This is a genomic window from Streptomyces sp. NPDC050423, from assembly GCF_040655445.1.
GTDB lineage: Bacteria > Actinomycetota > Actinomycetes > Streptomycetales > Streptomycetaceae > Streptomyces.
Map to the genome: position 1 here is coordinate 115,891 of NZ_JBFAJY010000018.1, position 12,741 is coordinate 128,631.

At 71.4% G+C, this 12,741-nt stretch carries 10 protein-coding genes and 4 pseudogenes; 9 read left to right on the forward strand and 5 right to left on the reverse strand.

Annotation, left to right across the window (positions count from 1 at the left end):
* Nucleotides 1–192 (reverse strand): annotated as a pseudogene (locus AB0I52_RS16105) (transcriptional regulator); the annotation flags it as partial.
* A 194-nt stretch (nucleotides 193–386) separates the two neighbouring features.
* On the opposite strand from AB0I52_RS16105, the gene AB0I52_RS16110 reads away from it, so the two are divergent.
* The 9 genes and pseudogenes from AB0I52_RS16110 to AB0I52_RS16150 form a co-directional block, all read left to right on the forward strand.
* Complete coding sequence (locus AB0I52_RS16110; RefSeq protein ID WP_363072924.1) at nucleotides 387–710, forward strand: carboxymuconolactone decarboxylase family protein; 324 nt, start codon at nucleotides 387–389, stop codon at nucleotides 708–710.
* An 87-nt stretch (nucleotides 711–797) separates the two neighbouring features.
* The gene (locus tag AB0I52_RS16115; protein ID WP_363072926.1) at nucleotides 798–1,232 is read left to right on the forward strand and encodes a cupin domain-containing protein; all 435 of its coding nucleotides are present in this window, start codon (nucleotides 798–800) and stop codon (nucleotides 1,230–1,232) included.
* Nucleotides 1,229–2,086 (forward strand): aldo/keto reductase, encoded by an 858-nt coding sequence (locus AB0I52_RS16120; protein ID WP_363072928.1) that lies wholly within the window; start codon nucleotides 1,229–1,231, stop codon nucleotides 2,084–2,086. The genes AB0I52_RS16115 and AB0I52_RS16120 overlap by 4 nt, the downstream gene beginning before the upstream one ends.
* Before the next feature lie 311 nt (nucleotides 2,087–2,397).
* Nucleotides 2,398–3,181, forward strand: a pseudogene (locus AB0I52_RS16125) (transcriptional regulator); the annotation flags it as partial.
* Between the two features lie 79 nt (nucleotides 3,182–3,260).
* Nucleotides 3,261–3,836, forward strand: coding sequence for a dihydrofolate reductase family protein (locus AB0I52_RS16130; protein WP_363072930.1), 576 nt, complete (start codon nucleotides 3,261–3,263; stop codon nucleotides 3,834–3,836).
* A gap of 268 nt (nucleotides 3,837–4,104) precedes the next feature.
* Nucleotides 4,105–6,348 carry a PQQ-binding-like beta-propeller repeat protein gene (locus AB0I52_RS16135; protein WP_363072932.1) on the forward strand — a complete coding sequence of 748 codons (2,244 nt, stop codon included), beginning with the start codon at nucleotides 4,105–4,107 and terminating at the stop codon, nucleotides 6,346–6,348.
* A 260-nt stretch (nucleotides 6,349–6,608) separates the two neighbouring features.
* Nucleotides 6,609–6,851, forward strand: a complete 243-nt coding sequence (locus tag AB0I52_RS16140) for a polyprenyl synthetase (RefSeq protein ID WP_363072981.1) — start codon at nucleotides 6,609–6,611, stop codon at nucleotides 6,849–6,851.
* Nucleotides 6,848–7,902, forward strand: a pseudogene (locus AB0I52_RS16145) (polyprenyl synthetase family protein). Before AB0I52_RS16140 ends, AB0I52_RS16145 begins: the two are co-directional and overlap by 4 nt.
* Before the next feature lie 94 nt (nucleotides 7,903–7,996).
* Nucleotides 7,997–8,241: pseudogene (locus AB0I52_RS16150) on the forward strand (DUF2236 domain-containing protein); the annotation flags it as partial.
* 95 nt (nucleotides 8,242–8,336) lie between these two features.
* On the opposite strand, the gene AB0I52_RS16155 reads toward AB0I52_RS16150, so the two are convergent.
* From AB0I52_RS16155 to AB0I52_RS16170, 4 genes are read right to left on the reverse strand one after another with little or no spacing between them, the layout of a single operon-like run.
* The gene (locus AB0I52_RS16155) at nucleotides 8,337–9,395 is read right to left on the reverse strand and encodes an enolase C-terminal domain-like protein (RefSeq protein ID WP_363072934.1); all 1,059 of its coding nucleotides are present in this window, start codon (nucleotides 9,393–9,395) and stop codon (nucleotides 8,337–8,339) included.
* On the reverse strand, nucleotides 9,392–10,480 hold the full coding sequence (locus AB0I52_RS16160; RefSeq protein ID WP_363072936.1) for a pyridoxal-phosphate dependent enzyme: 1,089 nt from the start codon (nucleotides 10,478–10,480) through the stop codon (nucleotides 9,392–9,394). The genes AB0I52_RS16155 and AB0I52_RS16160 overlap by 4 nt, the downstream gene beginning before the upstream one ends.
* Complete coding sequence (locus AB0I52_RS16165) at nucleotides 10,477–11,328, reverse strand: DUF364 domain-containing protein (protein WP_363072938.1); 852 nt, start codon at nucleotides 11,326–11,328, stop codon at nucleotides 10,477–10,479. The genes AB0I52_RS16160 and AB0I52_RS16165 overlap by 4 nt, the downstream gene beginning before the upstream one ends.
* Nucleotides 11,325–12,581 carry an ATP-grasp domain-containing protein gene (locus tag AB0I52_RS16170; protein WP_363072940.1) on the reverse strand — a complete coding sequence of 419 codons (1,257 nt, stop codon included), beginning with the start codon at nucleotides 12,579–12,581 and terminating at the stop codon, nucleotides 11,325–11,327. Before AB0I52_RS16170 ends, AB0I52_RS16165 begins: the two co-directional genes overlap by 4 nt.
* Between the last annotated feature and the right edge of the window lie 160 nt (nucleotides 12,582–12,741).

Consider the following 12,741-nt stretch of genomic DNA (forward strand, 5'->3'; position numbering starts at 1 on the left):
TCGTAACTGTGCAATCGCCATGCGGGCCACGCCTTTCCAGTCGGCGTAGAGAGTGCGCATGGCCGGGTCGGCGAAAAGGATGCGCACGTAGTTGCGGTGCTTTTCCGGCACGGCTGCGAAATCGGTGACCGGGGCGGCGGCGAGACGGTTCCAGGCGGGGATGTCCATGCGGCGGCCCATGACGATGGCCGGGTGGCCGGGTGGCCGTGAGGTCGTAAGGGGGAGGAATTCTTCCTAAGGGCTTGCAGGCAATCAAGGTGTTGCTTCCCTGCAAGCCCTTAGGACGTCCTCTTCCCGGGAAAACATTCTCCTCTGCACGCAGGCCCGCATGCGTGGCAGCGTGGAATTCGGCACGACAGCACGTCACGGAAGGGGAAGCGAAGATCATGACGGAGAAGCAGTCCGCGGCACAGCAGGCCACCGGTGACATCACGCCCAAGCCGGCCGACGTCACCGACGAGGTGCTGTTCGGCGACGTGTGGGAGCGCGACGGTCTGTCCCCGCGTGACCGCAGCCTGGTCACCGTCACCGCTCTGATCGCCCTGTACCGCTCCGAGCAGCTCGGCTTCCACCTCCAGCTCGCCCCGGACAACGGGCTGAGCAAGGATGAGCTGAGCGAGGCGATCACCCACCTGGCCTTTTACGCCGGATGGCCCAACGCCATGGGCGCCGCCGCCCAGCTCAAGGCGATCCTCGCCGACGCCGAATAGTCGCGGCACCGGGCCCGGCCTGCTGAGGCACGCCCACAGCGGCTGCTCAGCACCGCCAGAACCGTAATGATCAAGGAGATATCCGATATGGCTACTCGCGGGTTCGAGCAGATCTTTCCGCTCGGCGGGACCAATGATGCCTACGCCGAGAACTTCATCGGGCAGAGCTACCTGGCTCCCCTGACCGGCGGGCGCGTCCCGGTCAGCAACGTGTCGTTCGAGCCGGGCTGTCGCAACAACTGGCACATCCACCACGGCACCGGTGGCGGCGGTGATCAGATCCTGCTGTGCACGGCGGGCAGCGGCTGGTACCAGGCCGAAGGGCAGGACGTGGTCAGCATGGAACCGGGCACCGCGATCCGCGTCCCGGCGGGCACCAAGCACTGGCACGGCGCGAAGGCCGACTCTTGGTTCTCCCACGTCGCCTTCATCACGCCGGGAGAAGACGTCAGCAACGAGTGGCTGGAGCCGGTCACCGACGAGGTGTACGGCCGGCTGCCGAAGAGCGGAGAGATCGCATGAGCATCCTGAACGAGACCTACACCCTTTCCAACGGCGTCGAGACACCGAAGCTCGGCCTGGGCACGTGGTTCATCGACGACGACAAGGCATCCGACGCCGTGCGCGCGGCGATCGGGATCGGCTACCGCAACATCGACACCGCGCAGGCATACGGCAATGAGCACGGAGTGGGAGAAGGTATCCGCACCAGCGGCGTGGCGCGCGAAGATCTGTTCGTGTCGACGAAGCTGGCCGCGGAGATCAAGGACTACGACGCCGCGGCCGCAGCGATCGACGAATCGATGGCGAAGCTGGACATCGGCTACATCGACCTGATGCTGATCCACGCACCGCAGCCGTGGGACGACTTCCGTGGCGGCGACTACACCGAGGGCAACCGCCAGGCCTGGCGCGCGCTGGAGGACGCCCACAAGGCGGGGAAGATCCGCGCGATCGGGGTGTCGAACTTCCTGCAGTCCGACCTGGAGAACATCCTCGCCCACGGGACCGTGGCACCGCACGTGAACCAGGTGCTCCTGCACGCCGGGAACACCCCGGCCGAGCTGCTGGCCTTCTGCAAGGACCGGAACATCCTCGTGCAGGCGTACTCGCCGATCGCGCACGGCACGCTCCTCGACAGCCGCCGGATCACCGCGATCGCCGAGAAGTACGCGGTGAGCGTCCCGCAGCTGTGCATCCGCTATGCCCTGCAGCTGGGCACTCAGCCGCTGCCGAAGACGGCGAATCCCGAGCACATGCGCTCCAACACCGACGTCGACTTCGAGATCTCCGAAGCGGACATGGCCGCGCTGCGCACGCTCGACGAGCGGGACTACGGCGAGCACGCCGCCTTCCCCGTCTACAGCGGCAAGTAGCCCGCACCCGGACCAGCCGCGTCGCACCATCTGCGGCCGGCCCGGCATCACGCCCCAACGCCGCCACCACGGTGGCCGCGCCCGAACCGACGGAGCACCGACATGACTCGGCGGCGAGCGAGCTGGTGGAGAAGGGGCCTTCCGGCACGATGCTCTTTCCTCCCGTTGCCCTGCCCGGCGTCATTCCAGGTTTGCACCCATGCGCGCGGCCGTGCGGAGGAGAATTTGTTCAGGGGAAGGAAACATCCTGGGACGGATCCTTCCCCCTCACGGCCGGCGCTTCCGCTGCCACACTGCTCAGCAGTGCGAGCCCGCGCCGGGTCGCCGGGCTGCGCAGGGAAGAGGTCGCGCTCCTCGCGCTCCTCGCGTCGATCTCCACGGACTACTACACCCGCCTGGAGCAGGAACGGCTGCCTGCGTCGGCGCCGGTGCTGGCGTCCGTGGCCCAGGCCCTGCATCTGGACGCTGACCAGCGGCGTTACGTGTTCGGCCTGGCCGGGAAAGAGACCGCGAAGCCGCGCCGCACGGCCCGGCAGAAGGTCCAGCCGCAGCTGCGCAGGGTCCTGGACGACCTCACTTCCACGCCCGCCGTCGTGATGGGCCGCCGGATGGACGTCATCGCCTGGAACCCTCTCGCCGCGGCCCTCGTCACCGACTTCGCCGCCGTCCCGGAGAAGCACCGTAATTACGTACGCATTCTTTTCACCGACCCGGCGATGCGCACCCTGTATGCCGACTGGAAAGGCGTTGCCCGTACCGCGGTCGCGCAATTGCGCATGGAGGCGGCGAAGTATCCCGACGACCCCCTTCTGACCGCTCTGGTCGGCGAATTGTGCGTTCAGGACGAGGACTTCCGCCAGTGGTGGGCCGCGCACCATGTCGCCACTCCCAGCGTGGGGACGATGGTCCTCAGTCACCCGGTCGCCGGCGAACTCACCCTGGACTGGGACACCCTGACGGCCAGCACCGACCCCGATCAGCAGCACGTCGTATGGACCGCAGAGGTCGGCTCTCTCTCCCCCCCGCGACGGCCTGCGCATCCTCGCCTCCTGGGCTGCTGACCAGCACCGGACCACCACACAATCCTCCGAATGAGCGCCACGCACGGTCATTCGATGAGTCCTGCGGCGGCGCCGGTCGTAGTGTCGAAACCCGATCCCGAGGAGGACTTCCGATGCGCAGCGTGACTTACTCGATGGGCGTCTCTCTTGACGGCTACATCGTCGGGCCGAATGGCGACTTCGAATGGACGGAGCCCGACGAGGAGGTCTTTCGCTTCGTCACCGACGAGATCCGAGAGGTCGGCGTTCACCTGCTGGGACGACGGCTGTACGAGACGATGCTGTACTGGGAGACCGCCGACCAGGACCCGTCGCTCGACGATTCGATGCGCGAGTGGGCCGCGATCTGGAATCCGCTCCCCAAGGTGGTGTTCTCCACCACGCTGTCGACGGTGCAGGGCAATGCCCGCCTGGCCTCCGGCGGCCTGGCGGAGGAGATCGAGCGGCTGCGAGCCGAGCCGGCCGAGGGCGACATCGCGATCGGCGGCGCGGCTCTCGCCGCCGAGGCGGCCGAGTCGGGTCTGATCGACGAGTACCGGGCCAGGGTCTACCCGGTGCTGGTCGGCGGCGGCATCCCGTTCTTTCCCCGGCATGAGCGCCGGGTGGATCTCGAACTCGTCGAGACCCGCACGTTCAGCTCAGGAGTCGTCTGTCTCCGCCACCGCGTGGTGCGTCGAGCCTTGCTTTAGCAGTTGCCGACGGGCTGGGCGGGCCTTCCGCCGAGCCGTTCCCCGGAGCCCTGCGCCGACGGGCCGCACCGCGCGGGGTTCCGCGGCGCGGTGCAGCCCAGCCACGGTCCTCCGGCGGGGCTGCACCGCGTAGTGCACGGGAGCGGACCCGGGCCCCCTGTTCGTCACCCGCTTTGCTCTGTCGTACTGCCCTGCGGCTAGTTTGTGTGCAGGCAGGTACGCAGGCCCGTGGCGGCACAGGTGCACGGGGGACGGGAGGTCGGGAAGAGTGTCGCTGCGCGGAGGTGATCCGGTCGAGATCGGCGGTTATCCGCTTGAGGCTCGGCTCGGCTCGGGTGGCATGGGCACGGTCTTTCTGGCCCGTACGAGTTCGGGGCGGCCTGTCGCGATCAAGCTGATCCACCAGCAGTACGCGGGGGACGACGAGTTCCGCATCCGCTTCCGGCAGGAGGTGGCGGCCGCGAGGCGGGTGAGCGGCGCCTTCACCGCCGCCGTGGTCGACGCCGCCCCCGAGGCCGAGCAGCCGTGGATGGCGACGACCTATATCGAGGGGCACACGCTCGCCCAGCGCATCGCCGTGAAGGGCCCGCTGAACGGGGCGGAGCTGCGGAAGCTCGCGATCGGGCTGGCCGAGGCGCTGCGCGACATCCACCGGGTGGGGGTCGTCCACCGTGACCTGAAGCCCTCGAACGTCGTGCTCTCGCCCGAGGGCCCGCGCGTCATCGACTTCGGCATTTCGCGCGCCGTGGACCAGCAGACGCTGACGATGACGGGGCGGGTCATCGGTACGCCGCCCTTCATGTCGCCGGAGCAGTTGCAGGCGCCGCGTGGTGTGGGGCCGCGGTCCGATGTCTTCTCGCTGGGGACGCTTCTGGTGTACTCGGCGACGGGGCACGGGCCTTTCGACGCGGACAGCCCGTACATGACGGCATATCAGGTGGTGCACGAGGAGCCGTCGCTGGGCGCCGTGCCGGTGGCCTTGCGGGCTGTCGTCGAGTCGTGCCTGGACAAGGAGCCCGAGGGGCGCCCCTCGGCGGACGAACTCCTCGTCCTGTTGCGGGACCTGCCGGCCGACCTCGGCGCCACCGAGGCGAACGGGGCCGGCGCGGGCCGCACCCGCGACATGATCACCCAGCATCACCTCGCGACGCGTGACACCCCGGCGCCGAATACCCCGACCACCGCCCCGGACGGTCCCGATACGGGGAGCAGCCCCGTCGGCCGCCGTCTGCGTCGCCGATGGCGTCCCGTGCTCGCGGCCGCGGTCGCGGTGGCGGCGATCGGCGGGGGAGTCGCCGCGCTGCAGGCGGGCGGCCTCGGCGGGAACGGCGACGGCGACGGCGACAAGGGCAGCAGCGTCGCGGCGCCGGGCGCCGCGCTTCCGGACGGCTTCGAGCCGTGGCGCACGACCGTGCCGGGTGGTCGCGCGGACATCCCCGACGAGTTGCGCTGCGTCGCGCGCGGCGACGCGCTGTTCTGCGGGGGCGGCGGCGTTGTCGCGACCCGGATCAGGGCGGGGGACGGATCGCGGGTGTGGACGGCGAAGAGTCAGGGCGTCCCGGTCCAGGGCATGCACCTGGTGGGCGCCACCGACGACACGGTGCTCGGTTACCGCTTCGCCGCCGAGGACGCCCCGCAGGACCCTCACAGCGAGGTGGTGGCCATCGACGCGAACAGTGGCCGTGAGCTGTGGTCCGTGCCGTCCGGCGCCCAGTCGACGGCCGTCACGGGTCGGACTCGGGACGCCCTTGTGGTCGGCTCCGCCGTCGTGACGGTCGACGCCTCCAACTCCCGCTTCGAGGCCCGGGACGCGCACAGCGGTGAGGTCGTCTGGACGACGTCTTTCCCCGTGGGCACACAGTGCGCTCCCGTCCCGGTGGGCCCACAGCTCCTCGCGATGTGTGCGGCGCATGCGGAGGTGGATGCCTCAGCAGTGCGCCACCCCACCCTGTACACGGTCGACCGTGCCTCGGGGGCACTGGGCAGGCCCATCGCCGTCGACGGCCCCGCCGTGCCGACAGGCGTCGCCGACGGCAGGCTCGTACTCCTTCAGGAACACTTGGAGGGCACGGCGTTGACCGGCTACGACGGGGTGGTGCGGGTCGACCCGGCCTCGCGGAAGGTCACGTACTCCCGACTGGCCAAGACGTACTCGGGGACGCCCGGCATGGCGGACGGCACCGTCTACGTGAGCAGCCAGACCGGTCTCGTCACGGCGCTCGACCCCGCGACCGGCCGGAAGAAGTGGTCGCGGCAGATGGGCGTGGAGGGTGCGTCGGGTCCCGTCGCGGGAGCCGGTGCGCTGTATTTCAGCTCGGCCACCGGCCGGGTGGTCGCGCTGTCGCCCCACGACGGCAAACCCCTGTGGACAACGGACCCGCAGGCCGACGGTCTGACGGGCGAGCAGGGCGCGGGACCGCGCGTGACCGTCGCGGGGCGTGCGGTGATCGTGGCCGCGGACAAGAACACCCTCTTCGCCTTCGACGCGCAGAAGCCGCCGAAGTCGGGCTGACCACGAGACGGTACCCGTCCGCCGCCCGCCTTCCTTGGCGCACGGCCGGCGGTGGCGGGTGGGGACGCCGGCCATGGCCGGTGCCCGGCACGGGAACGTGATCCGTACGGTCGAACGATGTGATCACTCGATCGTGAGTTTTTCCGCTTTAGGGCCGGGTGTGGCGCGATGCTCGCAAGGACGGCGTGCGACCGGCGCCGTCTGGATGTGCCTCGGGCGGGGGACACGGCACGACGCGGGAAGCGGAACGGCGGAAGGCCCTGGACGGCCAGGCGGTACTGCTCATCGCAGGGCTGACCGATCTGGCTGTGAGCACGCTGGGCTCTGCCCTGGGGACGGTGCGAGGGCTGCTGCGCCGCTCGGACGCCGCCGAGCTGGCCGCGGAGGCCGAGCGCGACCTCACGGCGCGCGGGCGTCCGGTGCTGGACCGGTACGTGGCCCTCCCGCCGGCTCACCTGGAGATCCTGGCCCGGCGCGCCCTGGACCGGCAGGCCGGCCGGTGACGTCCGACCGGTGGGAGCCGGCCGCGTTCAAGACCCGCGTCGACGAGATAGTGCACCGCTTCGTCGCCCAGGAGGCGGACCGGTTCGCGGAGATCGATCCGCTCCTGGGCCCGGTGGCCGAGCAACTGGAGGCAGTGGTCGCGGACGGCAAACGGCTGCGGGCGGCCTTCTGCTAGTGGGGCTGGCGTGCGGTGGGGCAGCCGGACAGCGACGCACTGCTGCGGGCGGCGGCCTCCCTGGAGCTGGTGCATGCCGCAGCGGTCGTGCACGACGACCTCATCGACGACAGCCCGATGCGGCACGGGCGGCCCACCGCGCACATCGCCCTGCGCGGTGCCGTACGCCGCCGCCCGCGCGCCGACGCTGCGGCCAGGTCACCGGCGATGCTGGTGGGAGACCTGCTGATGGCGCCGGCCGGGCAGCTCTTCGCCGAGAGCGGTCTGCCCGCCGCGTATCTGGCCCGAGCCCGCCCGTTGTGGTCGGTGATGGCCCGCGAGCTGATCGCGGGTGAGTGCCTGGAGATCCCGCGTACCGGAGAGCCGGTCCGGACACCGCGGCGTCGCTGAAGGTCATCCGCTACAAGACGGCCAAGTACACCGTCGAGCAGCCCCTGCTCATCGGCGGGGCCCTGGCAGGGGCCGGGACACGGCTGAGCGAGGGCTACCGCGCGTACGGGCTGCCGCTGGGCGAGGCCTTCCCGCTGCGGGACGACCTGCTCGGCCTGTTCGGCGACCCGGAACTGACCGGCAAGGCCAACGCCGACGACGTGCGCGGACACCGGCCCACCGCGTTGCCGTCAGAGACCTGGCGCCTCGCCGACGACGACGAGCGGGACCGGCTGCGCGTCCTCGTCGGCCGACGCGACCCGGGCGCGCAGGAGGTGGAGGCGGTCCGCGAGGTGATGCGCGGGCTCGGGGCGCCCGACCGCATCGAGGACATGATCAACGCACGGGTCGAGGAGGCGCTCGGTGCCCTCGACGAGTTGGATGTGCCGCCGCACGCCGCCGCCCTGACCGCACTGACGCGGTCGGCGGCGCTCCGCCTGTCCTGACGCTCGCACCGGGGTGGCACGAACCCGTGCCGCCCTCCGCCGCCGGTGCTCCCGCCGGCCGTGGACGATTCCGTGGAAAGCAAGGAACCCCGCCATGACCTACACCGAGGCATCGATGGACGCCCTGCGTCAGGGCGGTGACGAACTCGCCGTCGCCACGTCGCCACACTCTTCGAACGTGGCGAGGTGGGCAAGTTCAACACCCTGATGCGCTACGTCTCCACTGCCGGTGCCCCGCTGCCGGACGGGCTGCCCGACGTCGCACGCGAGTACCTTGAGGCCACCCGTGTCCCACCGGCCTGGGTGGACTGGGAGGAGATGGAGAAGGCCCGGCTGTTCGCGTGGCGAGCTGGGGGATGAGGAGGCAGAAGCCGGTGTTGACGCCGAACTGGTTGACCGGCAGGAGCTGGACCGCGAGCGGGAAGCCGCGCATCTCACGCCACGTCCTCATACGCCACCACCTCCTGAACACCCAGACCTGGCAGGCCACTTGCGTGTACGACGCCGTTCTCGCCGCCGATGCCGGTCCACGGGTCGCGGGCGAGCAGCAGATGTCCGTCGAGGTCGGTCCAGCGGGCCCGGCCGGCCAGGTGCACGGCCGGCGCGAGGCCGAGGCTGCTGGCAGTGAGGCAGCCGAGCATCAGCTCCGTGCCACTGCCGTCGATCGCCTCGGTGATGCGCAGGGCGGCCCGCACCCCGCCGCACTTGGCGAGCTTGACGTTGACGCCCTGGACGCGTCCGGCCAGGCGCCGTACGTCTTCCAGGCCGACGGCGTCCTCGTCCGCGATGACCGGCAGCGGCGAGCGTTCCGCCAGCGCGCCCAGGGCCTCTGGGTCGCCGGGCGCGAGGGGTTGTTCCACGGCCTCGACGCCGAGGTCGGCGTACCGGGGCAGCAGGGCCTCGGCCTGCGCCCTCGTCCAGGCGCCGTTGGGGTCCAGCAGGATGCGGGCCCGGGGAGCGATGTCGCGGATGACACGCACCCGCTCCACGTCGTCCTCCGGGTCGGTGCTGCCCGCCTTGACCTTGATGACCTCGAAGCCGCTCGCCGCGAGACGGCGGGCCTGAGCCGCCGCGTGCGTGAGAGAGGTGATGCCGATGGTGCGGGCGGTGGCCGCGATCGGAGGACCCCCGGCGCCGAGCAGACGGTGGACGGTGCTGCCCGCCCGTTTGCCGACGAGATCGAGCAGCGCGGCTTCGGCGGCGGCGGTCACGGCCGCGGGAGTGCCGGGGCCGGCCAGCTCACCCGCCCACAGCGCCTCCAGGGCGCTCTCGGGATCGGTGGAGCGGACGAGGGCCCTGCCGGCGGCGGTGAGCAGGCGCCCCAGTGTCTCGGTGTCGAGCCGGTAGAAGACGCTGGTGACAGCCTCGCCGTGGCCGACGGCGCCGTCGTGTTCGACGGCCAGCCACAGGGCGTCACGGGCGGACATGGTGGAGCGGGAGATACGCAGCGGCTCGGCGAGTTCGAGCCGCACGGTGCGCAGGCCGGTCTTCACGGGTTCCTTTCCGGGTGGGGCGCGGCCTTCAGCGGGTCGCGGACGCGGGTGCAGCGCACCCAGCCCCTCGCCTCGGCCGCTCGGGCGTGCGGGATCCGGACGGGGTGGGTGGCCGCCGTGGCGGGGTCGAGGCCGTGGACCGTGGTGAAGTCGTCGTCGTAGACCGTGCCGAGGTAGCGGTGCGGGCCGTCCGGGAAGACGGTGGCGACGACCGCGCCGGGGTGGACGCGGGCGGCCCACGCGGCGACGCGGGCGGCGGCCCCGGTGCTCCAGCCGCCGCTGACGAAGCTGCCGCGGGCCAGTCGGCGGCAGCTGTCCACGGCCTCGGCCGGGCCGACCCAGTGGACCTCGTCGAAGGCGTCGTAGGCGACGTTGCGCGGGTGGATGCTGCTGCCGAGTCCGCGCATCAGTCTCGGCCGGGCGGGCTGGCCGAAGATGGCCGAACCGGTTGCGTCGACCCCGATCAGCCGCAGCGCGGGCCAGCGCCGGCGCAGCGGACCGATGATGCCGGCGCTGTGGCCGCCGGTGCCGACGCTGCACACCAGGACGTCCAGGTGGTCGAGACGGGCGACGATTTCGGCGGCCAGCGAGGCGTAACCGGCCTTGTTGTCTGGGTTGTTGTACTGGTCCGGCCAGTACGCGCCGGGCAGGACGGCGAGCAGCTCCCTTACCCGGTCCAGCCGCGCGGCCTGCCAGCCGCCCCGGGGTGCCGGGCGGTCCACGATCTCCAGCCGCACTCCATGAGCCCGCAGCAACTGCCGTATGGAAGGCTCAAGTTCACTGTCGCAGACCAGGACGACAGGGTGGCCGAGGGCCTGTCCCGCGAAGGCGAGTCCGATGCCGAGCGTCCCGGAGGTGGACTCCACCACCGGTGCGCTGGGCATCAGTTCGCCGCGCTCGTGGGCGCCCAGCAGCATCGACACGGCGGCCCGCGCCTTCATGCCGCCCGCCGAGAGGCCTTCGAGCTTGGCCCAGAAACCGGGGTGCGGGCCGGGCAGGTCGGTGGTGACACGGACCAGAGGAGTGCGGCCGAGCAGGGTGAGCAGTTCCGGGCTGGCCGTGTGGCGTACCGCTGTCGTGGTCATCGGCCGTCCTGCGGATGCGGACCGTAGCGGTGCAGGGTGCCGGGGCCGCCGTCGAGCCAGAAGTAGGGGTACGGCTCGGCGCACACCGCGCTCACCCCGTGGCCCAGGAACCGTGGCAGGACGGCGCTGCCGGTCTGGGCGAACATCACCAACTGCTTGCCGTATGCCGACGCGTGCTGCCGCAGCGGCTCGAAAGTCCCGTTGCTCAACGTCATCCCGGACACGAGCAGGGCGTCACAGCGGCCGGCCGCGGCGAGCGCGTCGGTGACGACCTCATCGCCCCACTCGGTCAGTCCGCCCTTGAGGTCGCAGGGCACATAGCGCAGCCCGCGTGAACGCAGCCGCTCCAGAAGTGAGTTGACGACCCCGACCGCCAGCACGGTCGCCCCCGGCGGCAGATCGAGCAGCTCGACGACGGTGTCCGCCCGGCGCCGGGACTTCTCCAGCGACGTCCCGGCGGGCAGCGGTACGGGCCGCGCCCCGTTCTGCGGAGTGTGCGGGGTGACGTGCATCAGATAGGCGTCCAGCGCGGCCACGCGCACCGGGAGCAGAGGATGCTCCAGCAGTCGGGCCACATCGGAGCCCACGCAGTCCTCGACCGCGCCGTCGGGCAGTGCCCCGGGCTCGACCGCGCACGATCCGACGGCCCCGGCCAGCCGCAGGCTGAGCACCTCATTGCGGTATCCGGTGCCCCGGCCCGCGTGCCGTACGGCCTGCCGTGTGGTGAACGCGACGGAGATCCGCTCCGAGGCCGGATGCGGCCCCAGCCCGCCGGCACGGGCGTGCGCCACGAGCTCCTCGTACGACGCGTACGTCGCGAACGACCACGTGCCGGTCGCGGCGGTCATCGGATCACCATCGCGGAGCGCAGCTCATCGAGCAGTGCCTCGGCACGGTCGCGGGCGCCCGGTCCCTCGGCGTCGCCCGTCATGACGTGCCCGAGGTACTCGTTGTTGCTGCCCGCCACCGTCACTCGCGCGCCCGGCTCCGCGAGCCGCACCTCCAGCACACCCGGCGCGTCCCGGAGTCCGCCACCGTCCAGCGACGAGAGCGTGCCCGAGGTCTCCGGCACGAGGAAGCCGATGGCCGCGCTGCGCAGCCCGGTGCGGCAGCCCCGTACATCGGGCTCACGGCCGAGGGACACCTCCACGAAGCACGCGGCCAGGTCGATGCCGGTCACATGGCGGACCAGCTCGGTGATGCGGTTCCCGGCGGGCCGGGGGTTCACCTCGACCACCCGCGGACCGGCGGAGGTCAGCTTGACCTCGGTGTGCGCCACGACGCCGTCGGTGAGACCGAGGGCCTTGAGCGCGGCGAGGGCGGTCTGCTCGGCGGCCTCGGTGTCCGCGGCCGACAGAGCGGCCGGGAACATGTGCCCGGTCTCGATGAACGCGGGCGACCCGCCGGTGCTCTTGTCGGTCACCCCGACCACCTGGACCGCGCCTCGGTGCGACACCGTCTCGACGCTCACCTCGGGGCCGTCCAGCAGCTCCTCCAGCAGGACGGCGGGATCCCGCCGCTGCCCGCGGGCGTTGACCGGGAACTCGGTCAGTGCCCCCACGGCAGCGGTCAGTTGCGCCTCGTCGTTCACGCGGCGCACGTACATCCCCGCGCACAGGTCGACGGGCTTGACGACCAGCGGGTAGCCGATCTCCCGCGCCGCCCGCGCGAGGGCGGCCCCCTCCTCGTGCACGGCGAAGCGCGGCCCGGGAACTCCGGCGGCGGCGAGGACCCGGCGGGTGGCGTCCTTGCGGCAGGCGTTCCCGACGGCGTCCGGGGCCGGGCCCGGCAGGCCCAGACGCCCGGCGATCCGGGCCGCCGTCGGCAGGTAGTAGTCGCAGGACGTGAGCACGCCCTCGAAGCGGAGCGCCTCGTGCAGCCGCTCGGTCAGCGGGAGCAGGGCGTCCGCGTCGTTGGTGTCGGCGGTGATGACATGCCGGGCGCCGAGCAGCGGGTGCGCCGCCCTCTCCGGCGCCGAGCGGAGGTAGTGGTGCAGGTCCCGGGTGAGGAACGTGAACTCGTGCCCGCCCTGCCGGATCGCCTGCGGCAGCAGCCTGCTCATTGACCCGACCCAGCTCTCGACCAACAACAGATGACCCACAACTCCCCTTTTCACGCGCTTGGTTCAGACGGCATGGCGGCAGCTCGGAGCACCCTCGGAGGGGAGTGCCGGACGCCGCCCACCGCATACGGTAGCGATAATCATTTTCAGTTACCACTTCCGTGCGGTCCTCGGCTCACTGTGCGCAGAGCATGATCCG